Source organism: Ruegeria sp. CK2, assembly GCF_056536585.1.
Map to the genome: position 1 here is coordinate 157073 of NZ_JBQFPW010000010.1, position 15866 is coordinate 172938.

Genomic DNA, 15866 nt, shown 5'->3' on the forward strand with positions numbered 1-15866 from the left:
CTACCTGTCCTGCCCCTTCTGTTGTGCCGCGCGGGCACGGGGGCCTGTGAAGTACTCTTTCACCCAAGGATGGTCGACCTTGGTCATGTCTTCTATCGGACCTTCGACCAGCACGCGTTTTTCTGCAAGCACTGCGATACGGTCACAGATGGCGTAAAGACTGTCCAGATCGTGAGTTACCATAAAAACCGTTAGTCCAAGCGCCTGCTGCAATTCGCCAATCAGGTCATCATAGGCGGCGGCACCAATCGGGTCCAAGCCGGCCGTAGGTTCGTCCAAGAACACAATTTCCGGGTCCAAAGCCAGCGCGCGCGCCAAAGCGGCACGTTTACGCATGCCGCCCGACAGTTCGGACGGAAACTTGCCGCAGCTTAATTGTGGCAAGCCAACGAGGCTGATTTTGAGCGCTCCAAGCGCCTCCATCAGGCTTTCGCTGATGCCGGTGTGTTCGCGCAGGGGAGCCATGACGTTTTGCAAAACCGTCAATGAGGAGAACAACGCGCCGTCCTGAAAGGCAACACCCCAATGCCGTTCGATCCGACGTCGGTCTTCTTCCGGCCCGTTCAGAACGTCTACCCCCAGAACCTCTATACTGCCTGCCGCAGGTTTGTTCAGCCCTACAATCGTGCGCAACAGAACGGACTTACCAGTGCCCGAACCGCCGACAATGCCCAAAACCTCGCCCCGCCAAACATCAAGGTTCAGATCATCATGTACCACTTGCGGACCGAACTGATTTCGCAGACCCCGGACGCGGATCACGGCATCACGTTGAGCGTCTGACTTCGTTTCCTGCTGTTGAACCGTGCCGTCCATGTCAGACCCCGATCTGAGAAAAGAAGATCGAGAAAAGCGCATCGATTGCGATCACCATAAAGATGGATTGTACCACCGACGCCGTTGTACGCTGACCAACACTTTGGGACGAGCCCTTGACCTGCATGGCCTGCCAGCAGGCTATGACGCCTATGACAAGGGCAAAAAACGGCGCTTTGATCAGACCAACGGCCAGTTGCCATACATCGGTGTTTTCTTTCAGACGAGTCACGAACATGCCGGGGCTGACGCCAAGATCAATCCAGCTCATCAAGGCGCCGCCAAAAAGGCCAGCCATGTCAGCGACAAATCCTAGAATTGGCAGCATGATCAAAAGGGCAAGCACACGGGGGATGACCAGCACTTCGATCGGGTCCAGCCCCAATGTGCGCATGGCATCAATCTCTTCCTGCACTTTCATTGAGCCAATCGAGGCCGTAAAGGCCGAACCAGACCGGCCCGCAACAATAATTGCCGTGAGCAGAATGCCAAGTTCACGCAGAATCGAGATTGAGATCAGCTCGACCACGAAAATCTCCGCGCCAAACTGTTTAAGCTGGGTTGCGCCCTGAAAGGCCAGAACGACGCCAATCAGAAACCCCATGAGCGCGACAATGGGCAGGGCCTTGAATCCGGTTTCTTCCATATGCGTGACCAACGCGGCGCGACGCAGGCGCCAAGGTCGCAGAAGCGTACGCACCAGCCGGTCGAGTGTCAGCCCGAGGAACCCCAATATGGACAGAGTGTCCTGCCAGGTCCCGTAAGTACCTTGCCCAATATGTTCGACCCAATCTGTGAAACCACGTGGTTGGGGCAGCTTGCCAGGGTCATCGGGGATATTGTGAGAGACAGTATCGATCAGGGCTGCATGGGCTGGCTGAACCCCCTTGAACTGAAGTGTCGCACCTTTGGACGTGAATCGCCCGGCCAGATCAGCGACCAACCATGCACCGCCGGTGTCCAATGCTTCGACGTCTGTCAAATCCAGCGTCACCGGGCCATCAGAAGGACGGATTGCGGCAAAGTCGTTTTCAACGGTTTCCAGTGATTGCGTTAGCATGTCACCTGCAATCCGTACCAACGTGCCGTCGCTGTCTTGCTCGGATGTTATGTTAGGCGGCGTCATGGCCATATGTGAAGTGAAACGCACATGGGCTGCAACGGGTTTGTGCCACCCAATCTGGAATTGAGTGCTCAGAATGGCGTTCGTGCGACACCGGGCGACAGAAATTAACGATTTTCCAGCGCGCTCTGTGATCTATTCCCTTGTGTCGCTGGGTGGCGATGTTATCTTTGGCCCTGTTATTGTGTTTTTGTTATTCGGTTGTGTTTCATGTCTGACCATCAAGCAAATGTTGATGTCGAAATCGGGTCCGAGCGGGGCTTTGGGATCGTCTTCACTGTAGTCTTCCTGATCATTGCCCTGTGGCCGCTGTGGGGCGGTGGTACAGTGCGCTGGATTCCGCTGGTCATCGCTGCGATTATTCTGGCTTTGACCTTTATTGCCCCGAAAACGCTGACCAAGCCCAACCGGCTTTGGTTCAAGTTTGGTATGTTGCTGGGCGCCATCGTTGCACCAGTCGTGATGTTCCTTGTTTTCATAACCACATTTGTGCCGTTTGGCGTCGTCGTACGCCTGTTTGGCAAAGATCTTTTGTCTGAAAAACTAGACAGTTCAGCAAAAAGCTATTGGGTTGATCGCACGGATCAGCCCGGCAGCATGAAACAGCAGTTTTAAAGAAGGGAGAACCAGGCGTGTCATTCGTTTCCGAGCTCTGGTCATTTATGAGGGTCAGAAAAAAGTTTTGGCTGTTGCCCATCCTGATTGTGTTGGGTTTGTTCGGCGGTCTGATTGTACTTAGCCAAGGTTCGGCGATTGCGCCGTTCATCTATACGCTGTTCTGATCCTATGACTTATATTTTAGGCATATCAGCGCTGTATCATGACAGCGCAGCAGCTTTGCTGTGCGACGGCAAGATCATTGCCGCCGCGCAGGAAGAACGCTTTACCCGTCGCAAACACGACCCGGGTTTTCCTGAAAAGGCCATCGAATATGTGTTGGCCGAATCAGGAGTTACCCTTGCCGATGTGGACAATGTTGTCTTTTACGACAAACCGTTTCTGAAGTTCGAACGCCTGATCGAAACCTATATCGCAGTAGCACCGCGTGGTTTTAACTCGTTCCGAATGGCGATGCCGGTCTGGTTGAGAGAGAAGTTGTTTCTCAAGGATCTGCTGAACAAACAGCTGCGTAGGATCGACCCGGATTTCTCGGTCGAAAAAATTCTGTTCACGGAACACCACGTCAGCCATGCGGCCAGCGCATTCTATCCCTCTCCGTTTGAAGAGGCGATCGTGCTGACCGTGGACGGTGTCGGGGAATGGGCAACAACAACTGTGGGTATCGGGCGCGGCAATGACCTAACTATGGTCAAGGAATTGCACTTCCCGCATTCACTGGGTCTGCTCTATTCGGCTTTCACCTACTACACAGGCTTCAAGGTCAATTCCGGTGAATACAAGGTCATGGGTTTGGCACCCTACGGGGTGCCGCAATACAAGGACCTTATCCTCGAACATCTGGTGGACCTGAAAGAGGACGGTTCGTTCCGTCTGAACCAGAAGTATTTCAACTACACCGCCGGTCTGACGATGACCAACAAGGCGTTGGAAGACTTGTTTGGCCATCCTGTGCGCAAGCCTGAAACGGAACAGTTGTCGCAATTCCATATGGACATTGCGGCTTCGGTGCAGGCCGTGACCGAGGAAATCATGCTGCGCATCACCCGTGATCTGGCGCGCGAGCATGGCATACGCAATCTGTGTATGGCAGGAGGGGTGGCCTTGAACTGCGTCGCCAACGGCAAGATCCTCCGCGACGGTGCCTTTGACAATGTTTGGGTACAACCCGCCGCCGGCGATGCAGGTGGTGCATTGGGCGCTGCCTATGCCGCCTGGCATCAAGAGATGCAGCAACCGCGTGAAGTGCCTTCTGGCGATCAAATGCAGGGGTCTTATCTTGGCCCACTGTATGAGGATGATGCAATTGCCAAAGAACTGACCCAAGCGGGTGCAAAATTCTCCACCTATGCGAACGGAGAGCTGGTCGATCAAACCGCACAGGCGTTGGCAGATGGCAAAGCGGTTGGCTGGTTCCAGGGGCGTATGGAGTTCGGTCCTCGTGCCTTGGGTGCCCGCTCGATCCTGGGCGATCCGAGATCCGAGTCGATGCAAAAGACCCTCAACCTCAAGGTCAAGTACCGCGAGAGTTTCAGGCCATTCGCACCATCCGTTCTAAGCGAAGATGTGTCTGACTGGTTCGAACTGGATGGGGACAGCCCCTACATGCTGATCGTTGCTGACGTTCAGGATCGCATCCGGCGCAAGATGACGGATGAGGAAAACGCTCTGTTTGGCATTGATAAGCTAAATGTAAAGCGGTCCGACATTCCGGCAGTGACCCATGTCGACTATTCCGCCCGCATCCAGACCGTGCACAAAGAAACCAATCCGGCCTATCACGCGCTGATCTCGAAGTTTAAGGATCTGACCGGCTGTTCACTGGTGGTCAACACATCGTTTAACGTGCGGGGTGAACCGATCGTGTGTACGCCAACCGATGCGTTCCGGTGTTTCATGGGCACGGATATCGAAGTGCTGTCCATCGGGAATTGCTTGCTGCGCAAGGAAGAACAGGATCCGGCCCTTCGGGAGAACTACGAGACCAAATACGAGCTGGACTAACCAGTTGCATGACCGATTGAACCACGACAAAGTCCGTATCTGAAAAAGGGTGCGGAATAGGGGTCCGTGGTATGGGTCAGGCTGGAAATGTCTTGTTCGTTATCATCGATCAGCTCCGGGCCGATTGCCTGTCCGGAGCGTTGGCCGATCACGTTGATCTGCCTAACCTGCAGGCTTTTATGGACGAGGCGGTGACATTTACGCGTCACTACTCGGTCACTAATCCCTGTGGACCATCGCGCGTGTCACTTTTGACTGGGCAATATGCGATGAACCATCGGTCCGTGCGCAACGGAACGCCGTTGCGACACGATACACCGAACATTGCGACCGAAATGCGCAAGGCCGGATATCTGCCGATGTTGTTTGGCTATACCGACACATCGGCAGATCCTCGGGTGCATGATCCCAATGATCCGATACTGAAATCCTATGAGCAGTGCATGGATGGGTTCCATGAGGTTGTTGAAATGCGCCTTGAGGAGTCTTTTTCCTGGCAATCGCATTTGATGAAAAAGGGCTATCAGTTTGACACTTATTGGGATGTTTATAAGCCCGTTTCGGCGGATGGACGTAAGCCAAAGCTGAATGATCCCGCTCTTTATCGGGCGGAAGACAGTGATACAGCTTTTCTGACCGATGCGTTTCTGGATGGTATCGCGCCGCATCGAGGCAAGAACTGGTTTGCCCACCTTACTTACATTCGCCCGCATCCGCCCTTGGTGGCCCCGGCACCGTACAACGACATGTATGATCCGGCGGGCATTCCTGTGCCCCAACGCCTTGCCACTATTGCCGACGAAAAGGGATTGCATCCGTTCTTCGGGCCAACTCTCGACGCTTACACCCCAATGCGATTTGTGCACGGGTTCGATGAAGTTGAGCCAACGGATGAGAGCATCTGCACATTGAGGGCCATCTACATGGGCTTGGCGACAGAGGTCGATCACCATGTTGGGCGCGTGGTTGAGTATCTGAAACAGAGCGGTCAATACGATGATACACTGGTTGTCATCACCGCCGACCATGGAGAGATGTTGGGGGATCGCCATAGCTGGGGCAAAATGACGGCCTATGACGCTGCATATCATACGCCCTTGATCATCCGTGATCCCGGCAATCAAGCGCGAGCAGGATCAACGGTCACGGTCCCAACCGAGTCGATTGATGTGACGCCCACAATTCTGGATTGGGTTGGTCAAAAAGCACCCAATGCGATGGATGGCCGGTCTTTGCTTCCCTTGTTGTATGGCGACATGCCCCACGATTGGCGCAACTACTCGTTCAGCGAGCTTGATTTTTCTGAACCTGAAAACCCGACCCAATGGCAACGGCAATTGGGAACCAGCAACAGCGAGTCTTGTCTTTCTATTTTGCGGGACGAGCGGTTTACGCTGGTTGAGTTCGCGGCCGACCTGCCACCGATCCTGTTTGATCATCAGGGCCGGGGAGAGTTCGAGAATGTAGCCGCAAACGCCGAATTTGCCGACGATCTCGCCCGTCTTGGGCGGCAGATGCTAAGACATCGGATGCGCAACATGGATCATACATTGTCGCTGCACTCGATCACGCCCAACGGCCCAAAAGTTCAGCTTCGGTACTGACGTCATTCACAACGGCAGGTCTTTGGCTCGTCAAAAAGTAGTGTGGCGTCGATCTTGCAACTCAGGTTTATTTAGTATACCGCCGCATACAATGTTACTCGCCGGGCGTTTAACCGCTTGGTGCCCAATCAAATTCGCCGGAAGCAGCCATGAGCCTTTACACAGATTACCTGAACGAGATCGAAACCCGCAAGGCACAGGGGCTGAACCCCAAGCCAATCGAAGATGGCGCGCTGACACGAGAGATCATTGGTCAAATCAGAGACGCTGGAAACACGCACAAAGCCGAGTCGTTGGACCATTTCATCTACAACACGCTGCCGGGCACAACCAGCGCAGCAGGAGAAAAGGCCAGATTTCTCAAAGAGATCATTCTTGGCGAGGCCGACGTTCAAGGGATTCCTCAGCCTTTCGCGTTCGAGCTGTTGTCACATATGAAAGGGGGCCCTTCGGTCGAAGTTCTTCTTGATCTGGCATTGGGTGATGACCCTTCGATCGCCGACCAAGCCGCAGATGTTCTGAAAACCCAAGTCTTTCTATATGACGCTGACACGGATCGGCTCAGGGCGGCTTTCGAGGCAGGAAATCAAACTGCCAAGAGTATTCTGGAAAGTTATGCGCAGGCTGAATTCTTCACCAAGCTTCCTGAAATAGAAGATGAGATCAAGGTCGTCACTTACGTCGCGGCCGAAGGTGATATCTCGACCGACTTGTTGTCGCCTGGCAATCAGGCCCATTCACGCTCGGATCGTGAATTGCATGGTAAATGTTTGATTTCACACGAAGCTCAGGCTGAAATTCAGGAGCTTCAAAGACAGCATCCAGACAAGCGTGTCATGTTGGTCGCCGAGAAGGGCACTATGGGCGTTGGGTCCTCGCGCATGTCCGGTGTGAACAACGTGGCACTTTGGACGGGAAAACAGGCCAGCCCTTACGTGCCTTTCGTCAACATTGCCCCGATTGTCGCCGGAACAAACGGTATTTCACCGATTTTCCTGACGACGGTTGGCGTGACCGGCGGGATCGGTATTGATCTCAAAAACTGGGTCAAGAAAGTGGATTCCGACGGCAACCCGATCCTGAACAATGATGGCAACCCAATTCTCGAACAGACCTATTCGGTCGACACCGGGACGGTTCTGACCATCAACACAAAAGACAAAACGCTGTGCAACGCGGCCGGTGATGAAGAATTGGTTGACGTGTCCTCGTCATTCTCGCCGCAGAAGGTCGAGTTCATCAAGGCGGGCGGATCATATGCGATTGTGTTTGGCAAAAAGCTTCAGACATTTGCAGCAGAGACTTTGGGTATTGAGCTGAAGTCAGCCTTTGCGCCGTCCAGAGAAATCTCGCACGAGGGGCAGGGCCTGACGGCTGTCGAGAAGATTTTCAACAAGAACGCGGTTGGCGTCACCGATGGCAAGGTTCTGCACGCCGGATCGGATGCCCGCGTCAGCGTCAATATCGTCGGTTCTCAGGACACGACAGGCCTGATGACGTCGCAAGAGCTGGAGTCCATGGCGGCAACGGTCATTTCCCCAATCGTTGACGGTGCGTATCAATCCGGGTGCCATACGGCTTCGGTTTGGGATTCCAAGGCGCAGGCGAATATCCCTAAGCTGATGTCGTTCATGAACAAATTCGGCCTGATCACAGCACGGGATCCCAAGGGCGAATACCATGCGATGACGGACGTGATTCACAAGGTTCTGAATGACATTACGGTGGATGACTGGGCCATCATTATTGGCGGAGACTCCCATACGCGCATGTCCAAAGGCGTTGCATTCGGCGCGGATTCTGGGACAGTTGCTCTGGCATTGGCCACGGGCGAAGCGACGATGCCAATCCCTGAATCCGTCAAGGTGACCTTCAAGGGCCAAATGGCGGATCACATGGACTTCCGCGACGTGGTTCACGCAACCCAGGCGCAAATGCTGCGGAAGTTTGGTGACAACGTTTTTCAGGGCCGGATTATCGAGGTTCATATAGGGACTTTGCTGGCGGATCAGGCATTTACGTTCACCGACTGGACCGCCGAGATGAAGGCCAAAGCCTCGATCTGTATTTCTCAGGACGAAACACTGATTGAGTCGCTTGAGATCGCGAAAAATCGCATTCAGATCATGATCGATAAAGGCATGGATAATGCCGCTGGCACCCTTCAGGGATTGATCAACAAGGCAAACACGCGCATCGCTGAGATCCAATCGGGCGAGAAACCCGCTTTGACGCCGGATGACAACGCCAGATACTTTGCCGAACTGGTCGTTGACCTGAACGAAATTGACGAGCCAATGATCGCGGACCCGGATGTGAACAACGCGGATGTGTCCAAGCGATATACCCACGACACAATCCGGCCGGTGTCCTACTATCAGGGTGAGAAAAAGGTCGATCTGGGTTTTGTGGGTTCGTGTATGGTCCACAAGGGCGATCTGGTCATCGTTTCACAAATGCTCAGAAACCTGGAAAAGAAGAACGGCAAAGTCGAATTCAAGGCGCCATTGGTTGTTGCCGCGCCGACTTACAACATCGTTGATGAGCTGAAAGAGGAAGGCGACTGGAGCATCCTGCAAAAATACTCGGGCTTCGAGTTTGATGATTTGTTCCCTAAAGGCGCGGCCCGCACCGAATACGAGAACATTTTGTATCTCGAACGCCCTGGCTGTAACCTGTGCATGGGCAACCAGGAAAAGGCGGCCAAGGGTGACACGGTGTTGGCGACGTCCACGCGCCTGTTCCAGGGTCGTGTTGTCGAGGATTCAAGTGAGAAGAAGGGCGAATCCCTGCTGGCTTCTACGCCGGTTGTAGTCCTTGCAGCGATCCTTGGCCGAACTCCGAAAATTGAAGAGTACAAATCTGCCGTAGAAGGTATCGACCTGACGAAATTTGCACCGCCAATGGAAAACACTGCTGCTGCAAAGTCGGTGCATTTCTAAAGCGCAGGGGTAACGCCCTATCTCCAATACCCGTGCTCGGTATCCGTGATGGAAGCCGGGCACATATTGATGTCGTTGAGCGCCTCCATCCCCATTTGGAGCCCCGGTATCTAAGTGTTGGTGACTGCCCAAAAACAACCAAATACAGTTAGCGTTCCGCAAAGCTTGAAACGACAGTTGGTTCTTTTCGCAAATGCGCGCTCTTCAATGCATCAAGGAACAGTTTGGTGACACGAGTAGGGGCGGGCTGCTTTCGTGTAACCGCAGCAAATCGTGTGCGATACTGGGTTTCTTCTGGCAAAATCTTCCTCATTAACCCACGACCAACAAACCCCTGGGCCAAATGGTCCGGTAAGAATCCGATATAACGGCCCGACAGAATGAGGATGGCCAGGGCTTGTTCGTTCTGGACTTTTGCTGCGCGCTTGAACCCAAGTTGTTGGCCTACGATCAGATTTGGCGAATTCACGCTTACACCGGCATAGTTGTATCTGCGCAGGTCACTGGTGCTGAGTTGGGCGTCTGGGGTCGCGAATAACGGATGATCTACCCCGCAATAAAGAAACATGTCTTCGCCATAGAGTGGAACGTAGTTAAGGCTCGTTGACGGTCGGTGCAACGCAATGATACCCAAATCCAGCTGGCCTGAAATGACCATTTTCTCGATCACGTTTGGGGGTTCCAGTGACAATTCAATCTGAACCGCGGGGGCGGCCTCGTTGAAATTGTGGATCGCCGAGGCAAGTTGAGACTCGGGATTTGAGGCACATTGATCGAACAGCGAAACACGGATAGTTCCTGCAAGTTGTTCTTTTATCTCGTTAACCTCGGTTCGGAAATGCGATACGGCGATCAACAACTCCTCTGCCGCAGCCAATACCTGTTCTCCGTCTTCCGTCAGGGAAAACCCGGCCGGACCGCGATTGCAAAGCTTCAGTTTCAAACGCAACTCAAGGTCCGAGATATGCTTTGAAATAGTCGATTTACCGATGTTTAGTTCGATCTCGGCCGCTGTCAGCCCGCCGCTTTCCACGACGGTTCTGAATATCCTAAGCAACCGGATGTCCGTGTCGCCTATTCGCGTGGCAAGCGTATCGCGATTCATTTTAAGTTCGATATTTGTGAAACCTATTGCGCAAAGATTAACAACTAAGAAACATTTCATGCAAGCTAGTGTTGATCTGCTGAGGCAGAATCGGACTGGCCACATCTCCCCAAGGTCGGCGCGCACCTCAAAATCTGACAACTGGGAGGAAATCCATGTCATTCATCAAGAAGGTTGGCGCCTTTACCGCTGCGGTATCCGTGGCGGCGCTTATGGTTGCCGGCGCAGCAGATGCCAAAAACTTCAAGATCGCGGTTGGCGACAGCGGGGGTTCAAGCCAGGAGGCAACGGGACTAGGCTTCAAAGCCGCACTCGAAGAGTTATCGGGTGGCAATCATACGGCAACTCTCTTCCTGAACGGTCAGCTCGGTTCCGAGCAGGATACCGTAAACGACGCGGCCATTGGCACGCTTGATATGTCGCTGCTGGCGATCAACAACATCACTCCGTTCTCGCCGACCGTTGGCGTGTTCACCCTGCCTTACGTGATCCTCAGCCTCGAGGACGCCGAGAAACTGACCCAGGGCCCGATTGGCCAGGAACTGACCGAGAACACCATCAATGATGCCGGTGTTCGCATCATCGCCTGGACCTATACTGGTTTCCGTCGTCTGACCAACTCGAAAAAACCGGTCAAGTCGGTAGCGGATCTTGAAGGTTTGGTCATTCGCGTTCCCAAGAACGAGATCATGATCGACACGTATAAATCTTGGGGCATCAGCCCGACGCCGATGGCGTGGTCGGAAACCTTTGCCGGTCTGCAGACCAAAGTTGTCGACGGTCAGGACAACCCTTACACCACCATCAACGCGATGAAGTTCTACGAAGTTCAGAAGTATGTGACCAACATCCGTTACATCTTCTCGATCGAGCCGCTCATCATTTCCGAGCAGGTGTTCCAGGAACTGTCCCCCGAGGATCAGGAAATCGTGCTTGAGGCTGGCAAGGCCGCAACACAGGCTTCTGCAGACTTCCTGCGCGCGAAAGAGGCCGAGATCAAAGAGATCCTGATCGAAAAAGGCATGGAAATCGTCGATCCTGAGAACGACGAAGCTGAATTCATCGAACTTGCAACCACCGCCGTGTGGCCGAAGTTCTATGAAAGCATCGGTGGCGTCGAAAAGCTCAACGCCGTGCTGGCTGAAATCGGCCGCGAACCGGTTTCGCAATAAGCTAAGGCCAAAAGGTCAATGAAATGGGGGGTGCCTGACGGTGCCCCCTACAAAAAAGGGAGGGTCAGATGTCGAAGTTTTGGGGATTTGTCGACAACATCGAAAGCTATATCTGCCGCACATTGTTGGCGATGTTCGTTTGTCTGTTGTTTCTTCAGGTTATCGTGAGAACGCTATTTGCATTCTCGTTTTCCTGGGTCGAAGAACTGTCGATCTACATGTTCGTCTGGTTTGTCTTCTTTGGCGCCAGTTATGCTGCAAAGATGGGCGCCCATAACCGGGTGACATTTCAGTTCAAGTTCCTGTCGCCCCGCGCGATCAAATACATTGAGGCCTTCGCGGATCTCTTCTGGATCTTCTTCAACGTCGTTTTCGTCTATCTGGCAATCGACTTCATCTTCAACAAGATGAACAAGTTCCAGTCGTCGCAAACTCTCGGGTTCCATCTTAGCTGGGTTTATATCGTTCTGCCCATCGCCTTCACGCTGATGACCATCCGTGTGATCCAGGTGAACTATCGCAAACTCGTGCTGGATGAAGAGATGATCGATCCAGACTCGATCGATCTCGACGCTGTCAAAGCCGAAGCCGAAAGCCATAGCCATGGCAGTTCCAGTTCTGAGGGAGACAAGTAATGGGCGCAGAAATTATCCCACTGCTGTTTGGCGGATTCCTGTTTCTGCTGTTCATCGGTGCTCCGATCACTGTGGCGCTTGGCGTCTCGACCCTGATCACCTTCCTTTATCTGGGTGAAAACCCAATCAAATTCGTGCAGATCGCCTTTACCTCGGTCGGGTCCTTCCCACTGATGGCGTTGCCCGCTTTCATTCTGGCGGGTGCGCTGATGGAAGCATCGGGGCTGTCGCGACGGCTTATCAATGTCGCCGAAAGCTTCGCTGGTCCGTTCACCGGCGGTATGTCGGCTGCAACCGTCATGGCGTGTTTGTTTTTTGGCGCTATCTCGGGCTCTGGCCCGGCGACGACTGCCGCCGTTGGCATGTTGATGATCCCGGCCATGATTGATCGCGGCTATTCCAAGGGTTTTGCATCGGCAATCACCGCCTCATCAGGTGGCCTTGGCATCGTTATCCCGCCTTCCATCCCGCTGATCATTTTCGGCATCGCGGCATTGGGCATGCCGCCCCCACCCGAAGCTGTGGAAGAGTTCGGCCAGTTCCAGACCGTTTCGATCCCGAAACTCTTCATTGCCGGGTTTATGCCCGCCTTCCTGATCGCAGGCAGTTTGCTGCTGATGAACTACGTTCTCGCGAAAAAGAACAACTATACTGGCAGCACCGATGGCTGGTCACCACGCCATATGTGGTGCGAGATGTATCGCGGCTTCTGGGCGCTGATGGCACCGGTGGTGATCCTGGGCGGGATCTATTCGGGCTATTTCACTCCAACCGAAGCCGCCATCGTTGCGATCTTCTACACGCTGATCGTAGGCGCGTTCATCTATCGGGAGCTGTCGTGGAGCAGCCTGTTTGGTGCTCTGGAAACTACCACTTGGCTGACCGGCCGGGTTCTGTTGATCATGTTCACTGCAACGGTGTTCGGGCGACTTCTGGTTGAAAATCAGGTTCCGGCCGTGATCGCGCAGGGTATGTTGTCCTTTACTGACAACATCTACGTGATCTGGACACTTGTGATCCTGTTCCTGCTGTTTGTCGGTATGTTCATGGAGACGCTGGCCACGATCCTGATCCTCGTTCCGGTGATGTTGCCCGTGGCTTATAGCGTCGGCATCGATCCGATCCACTTTGGTGTGGTCATGGTCTGTACGCTGGGCATCGGGTTCCAAACACCGCCGCTGGGTGAAAACCTGTTCATCGCGTCGGGGATATCGAAGATCTCGATCGAAGAGATTTCGTTACGCGCCCTACCGTTCGCCTTCATCAACACGATTGCGATCTTCATCATCGCGTTCTTCCCCGAGATCTCGCTCTGGCTGCCGCGCGTGTTCGGTTACTAGGCGTGAACGAACGGAAAAGGGAACTGAAACCATGAAACAAACAATTACGCAGATCCTTTTCGCGACTGACCTGTCGCGAAATTCCACCTATGCCTTAATGCACGCGGCCAGCCTGGCCGCGTCAACCGGGGCAAAGCTGCATGTGTTGCATGTCTCCGAGCCCCTCAGTGACGACGCGTTGATTACGCTACGCATGTTCATGCAGGATACAGGTTCGCGTGCCGAAGCCTTAAAGGCGCGCCATGACCACGTAAAGGCGGTGCTGACAGAGCGGCAAAAGGCGTTCTGGGCTGCTTTGCCCGAAGCTGATCGCGGTATCCAAGATCAGATCGAAACAATTGAAATCATTGACGGATACCCCGCCGAAGTGATCCTGCGGCGCGCGCATGAGTTGAAATGCAATCTGATTGTCTTGGGAGCCCATGACCACGGGTTCTCGCATACGTTCCTCGGCACTGTCGCCAAGCGTGTATTGCGCCGTGCAGATATCCCCACACTCGTCGTTCCGTACCGAGACGATGAAAAATCCAACTGAAAACCACGAAAGACAAGACTATGACCAATACCCTCACTGCGCAGGACCTGTCCGACACGTTCGACGCGTTCAACCGTCACGACATTGACAGTGTGATGACCCATTTTGCGGATGATTGTGTGTTCTTCACTGTCGCTGGCGATGAAAAATACGGCAACAAGGTTGAAGGCGCCGAGGCCATCGCCGCCGCGTTTTCGGGTGTTTGGGCCGGGATGAAAGATGCCCATTGGGACCATCACAGCCACTTTGTGCATGGCGACCGGGCCGTGTCGGAATGGACCTTTTCGGGGACCGATGCCAATGGCATGCGGGTCGAAGCCGAAGGTGCCGATCTGTTCACTTTACGGGACGGTCAGATCACCGTGAAGCAGGCGCTTCGCAAAACACGCCCAATGTTCAAAGCCTGAGCTTTCTCGCAGCGCTACGGAGAACAAGAAGATGGTGGACAGCAGCATCCCGCGGCATTGGCCAAAGGCCAGCTATGATCCAAAGTATGACCCGATCATGGATGCGGGTCCGGGCCACAATCGTGATCATGCGCCGACCTATTGGATCGGCACAGCGGGCCCCCCGCCCGCTGATGATGGCCCCGTTTCCACTGACATGGATGCGGATGTCGTTGTGGTGGGCTCGGGGTATACGGGCCTGTCCACCGCCATTCATCTGGCAAAGGAACACGGCATAAAAGCCGTTGTTCTTGAGGCGAACACCGTGGCCTGGGGCTGTTCCACCCGCAACGGCGGTCAGGCTCAGATATCGTCAGGGCGGCTCAAACGGTCACAATGGATAGAACGGTGGGGGCAAGATGTGGCCAAGGGCATGCATGCCGAGGTCACCGAAGCCTTCGAGCTGTTTAACGATCTGATCGCATCGGATGATGTCGATTGCGATCCGCAACCGGGTGGTCACTACTACATCGCGCACCGCGAAAAGGTCATGCCTTCGCTGAAGAAAGAGAGCAAACTGCTCAACGATGTGTTCGGCTATGGCTCACGCATCATTCCGCGGGATGAACTGCATGCGGACCATGTCCGTGACATGGAGTCTGTCGGTGCTATGTGGGAGCCGGATGGAACTTGCATCCACGCCGGGAAACTTGCTTTTGGATATGTCAAAATGGCGCGCCGCTTAGGGGTCAAGATCCACACCGGTAGCCCGGTCATGGGGTGGGAGACCAAGGACGGCGTTCATCACGTGCGGACGCCGGGCGGTACCGTTCGAGCCAAAAGCGTGGCGCTGGCGACAGCTGGTTACACCCCGCCGGGTTTGAATTCGCGTACCAAGCACCGCCTGATGCCGATCCTTTCAAACTCATTGGTGACGCGGCCGCTGACGCAGTCCGAATTGGATGAATGTGGGATTCAGACAAAGTCCCCTCTGACCGACACCAGGACGCTTCGGCACTACTATCGCTTGTTGCCCGACAACCGGATGCAGATCGGAAGCCGCAGTGCGGTGACAGGTCGGGATGCGGAGAATGAAAAGCACCTGGATATGCTGAAAAAAGGGCTGGCCCGGAAGTTTCCGGCTTTGGAGGACATCAACCTTGACTACTCTTGGTGGGGTTGGGTCGATGTCAGCCATGATATGATGCCGCGTATCTTCCAACCAGACCCGGATCAGAGCGTGTTCTACGCAATGGGATATGGCGGAAACGGCGTGATGTACTCGGCGCAGGCCGGGCGTCGTATGGCGCAGCTTGTAGCAGGGAAGAAAGACAAAGCGTTCGAGCTGCCGATCTTCACTTCGCCCTTACCAAGCCACGGATTCCTGACCCCGTTTCGCAGGCTTGGCCAGAGGATGGCCTATGTCGGCTACTACCTGAAAGATGAAATTATTTAATTCGCTAACGCTTACGCGATCGAAAAAGGAAACACCCTTATGAAGATGACGACGGAAGAGGCTTTTGTTAAGGTTTTGCAGAAGCACGGGATTGAGCATGCGTTTGGGATCATTGGTTCTGCGATGATGC

The 15866-nt window shown here is 54.1% G+C and carries 14 protein-coding genes; 11 read left to right on the forward strand and 3 right to left on the reverse strand.

The annotated features are described in order from the left end of the window. On the reverse strand, positions 1 to 816 hold the full coding sequence (locus ACR0BU_RS16055) for an ABC transporter ATP-binding protein (RefSeq protein ID WP_298936324.1): 816 nt from the start codon (positions 814 to 816) through the stop codon (positions 1 to 3). A 1-nt stretch (position 817) separates the two neighbouring features. Next, entirely contained in the window at positions 818 to 1942 is a 1125-nt protein-coding gene (locus ACR0BU_RS16060) for an ABC transporter permease (RefSeq protein WP_480738053.1), read from the reverse strand. A gap of 207 nt (positions 1943 to 2149) precedes the next feature. Here ACR0BU_RS16060 and ACR0BU_RS16065 point away from each other — a divergent pair, with 207 nt between their 5' ends. The 5 genes from ACR0BU_RS16065 to ACR0BU_RS16085 all read left to right on the forward strand — a co-directional run bounded on the left by ACR0BU_RS16065 (position 2150) and on the right by ACR0BU_RS16085 (position 9107). Beyond that, positions 2150 to 2554, forward strand: a complete 405-nt coding sequence (locus ACR0BU_RS16065) for an SxtJ family membrane protein (RefSeq protein WP_298936326.1) — start codon at positions 2150 to 2152, stop codon at positions 2552 to 2554. A gap of 17 nt (positions 2555 to 2571) precedes the next feature. After that, on the forward strand, positions 2572 to 2721 hold the full coding sequence (locus tag ACR0BU_RS16070) for a DUF5989 family protein (RefSeq protein WP_298936327.1): 150 nt from the start codon (positions 2572 to 2574) through the stop codon (positions 2719 to 2721). 4 nt (positions 2722 to 2725) lie between these two features. Further along, the gene (locus tag ACR0BU_RS16075; protein ID WP_298936328.1) at positions 2726 to 4561 is read left to right on the forward strand and encodes a carbamoyltransferase family protein; all 1836 of its coding nucleotides are present in this window, start codon (positions 2726 to 2728) and stop codon (positions 4559 to 4561) included. Positions 4562 to 4632: 71 nt separating this feature from the next. Next, positions 4633 to 6165 (forward strand): alkaline phosphatase family protein, encoded by a 1533-nt coding sequence (locus tag ACR0BU_RS16080; protein WP_480738054.1) that lies wholly within the window; start codon positions 4633 to 4635, stop codon positions 6163 to 6165. 149 nt (positions 6166 to 6314) lie between these two features. Continuing rightward, positions 6315 to 9107, forward strand: a complete 2793-nt coding sequence (locus ACR0BU_RS16085; RefSeq protein WP_480738055.1) for a bifunctional aconitate hydratase 2/2-methylisocitrate dehydratase — start codon at positions 6315 to 6317, stop codon at positions 9105 to 9107. Positions 9108 to 9255: 148 nt separating this feature from the next. Here ACR0BU_RS16085 and ACR0BU_RS16090 read toward each other — a convergent pair whose 3' ends face one another. Continuing rightward, the gene (locus ACR0BU_RS16090; protein ID WP_299081431.1) at positions 9256 to 10212 is read right to left on the reverse strand and encodes a LysR family transcriptional regulator; all 957 of its coding nucleotides are present in this window, start codon (positions 10210 to 10212) and stop codon (positions 9256 to 9258) included. Positions 10213 to 10367: 155 nt separating this feature from the next. Here ACR0BU_RS16090 and ACR0BU_RS16095 point away from each other — a divergent pair, with 155 nt between their 5' ends. The 6 genes from ACR0BU_RS16095 to ACR0BU_RS16120 all read left to right on the forward strand — a co-directional run bounded on the left by ACR0BU_RS16095 (position 10368) and on the right by ACR0BU_RS16120 (position 15736). Continuing rightward, entirely contained in the window at positions 10368 to 11384 is a 1017-nt protein-coding gene (locus ACR0BU_RS16095; RefSeq protein ID WP_298936333.1) for a TRAP transporter substrate-binding protein, read from the forward strand. Between the two features lie 68 nt (positions 11385 to 11452). Next, a complete protein-coding gene (locus tag ACR0BU_RS16100) occupies positions 11453 to 12019 on the forward strand; it encodes a TRAP transporter small permease (RefSeq protein ID WP_299081428.1) in 567 nt (188 codons plus the stop codon). Continuing rightward, positions 12019 to 13359, forward strand: a complete 1341-nt coding sequence (locus ACR0BU_RS16105; protein WP_298936335.1) for a TRAP transporter large permease — start codon at positions 12019 to 12021, stop codon at positions 13357 to 13359. The genes ACR0BU_RS16100 and ACR0BU_RS16105 overlap by 1 nt, the downstream gene beginning before the upstream one ends. Positions 13360 to 13390: 31 nt before the next feature. Beyond that, positions 13391 to 13894 carry a universal stress protein gene (locus ACR0BU_RS16110; protein WP_299081425.1) on the forward strand — a complete coding sequence of 168 codons (504 nt, stop codon included), beginning with the start codon at positions 13391 to 13393 and terminating at the stop codon, positions 13892 to 13894. A gap of 20 nt (positions 13895 to 13914) precedes the next feature. Then, on the forward strand, positions 13915 to 14301 hold the full coding sequence (locus ACR0BU_RS16115) for a nuclear transport factor 2 family protein (RefSeq protein ID WP_300069854.1): 387 nt from the start codon (positions 13915 to 13917) through the stop codon (positions 14299 to 14301). Between the two features lie 31 nt (positions 14302 to 14332). Continuing rightward, complete coding sequence (locus tag ACR0BU_RS16120) at positions 14333 to 15736, forward strand: NAD(P)/FAD-dependent oxidoreductase (RefSeq protein ID WP_300069857.1); 1404 nt, start codon at positions 14333 to 14335, stop codon at positions 15734 to 15736. Positions 15737 to 15866: the final 130 nt, after the last annotated feature.

Coding starts and splice junctions, on each gene's coding strand:
- ACR0BU_RS16055 (WP_298936324.1), bottom strand. CDS start 816: ATGGACGGCACGGTTCAACAGCAGGAAACGAAGTCAGACGCTCAACGT.
- ACR0BU_RS16060 (WP_480738053.1), bottom strand. CDS start 1,942: ATGACGCCGCCTAACATAACATCCGAGCAAGACAGCGACGGCACGTTG.
- ACR0BU_RS16065 (WP_298936326.1), top strand. CDS start 2,150: ATGTCTGACCATCAAGCAAATGTTGATGTCGAAATCGGGTCCGAGCGG.
- ACR0BU_RS16075 (WP_298936328.1), top strand. CDS start 2,726: ATGACTTATATTTTAGGCATATCAGCGCTGTATCATGACAGCGCAGCA.
- ACR0BU_RS16080 (WP_480738054.1), top strand. CDS start 4,633: ATGGGTCAGGCTGGAAATGTCTTGTTCGTTATCATCGATCAGCTCCGG.
- ACR0BU_RS16085 (WP_480738055.1), top strand. CDS start 6,315: ATGAGCCTTTACACAGATTACCTGAACGAGATCGAAACCCGCAAGGCA.
- ACR0BU_RS16090 (WP_299081431.1), bottom strand. CDS start 10,212: ATGAATCGCGATACGCTTGCCACGCGAATAGGCGACACGGACATCCGG.
- ACR0BU_RS16095 (WP_298936333.1), top strand. CDS start 10,368: ATGTCATTCATCAAGAAGGTTGGCGCCTTTACCGCTGCGGTATCCGTG.
- ACR0BU_RS16100 (WP_299081428.1), top strand. CDS start 11,453: ATGTCGAAGTTTTGGGGATTTGTCGACAACATCGAAAGCTATATCTGC.
- ACR0BU_RS16105 (WP_298936335.1), top strand. CDS start 12,019: ATGGGCGCAGAAATTATCCCACTGCTGTTTGGCGGATTCCTGTTTCTG.
- ACR0BU_RS16110 (WP_299081425.1), top strand. CDS start 13,391: ATGAAACAAACAATTACGCAGATCCTTTTCGCGACTGACCTGTCGCGA.
- ACR0BU_RS16115 (WP_300069854.1), top strand. CDS start 13,915: ATGACCAATACCCTCACTGCGCAGGACCTGTCCGACACGTTCGACGCG.
- ACR0BU_RS16120 (WP_300069857.1), top strand. CDS start 14,333: ATGGTGGACAGCAGCATCCCGCGGCATTGGCCAAAGGCCAGCTATGAT.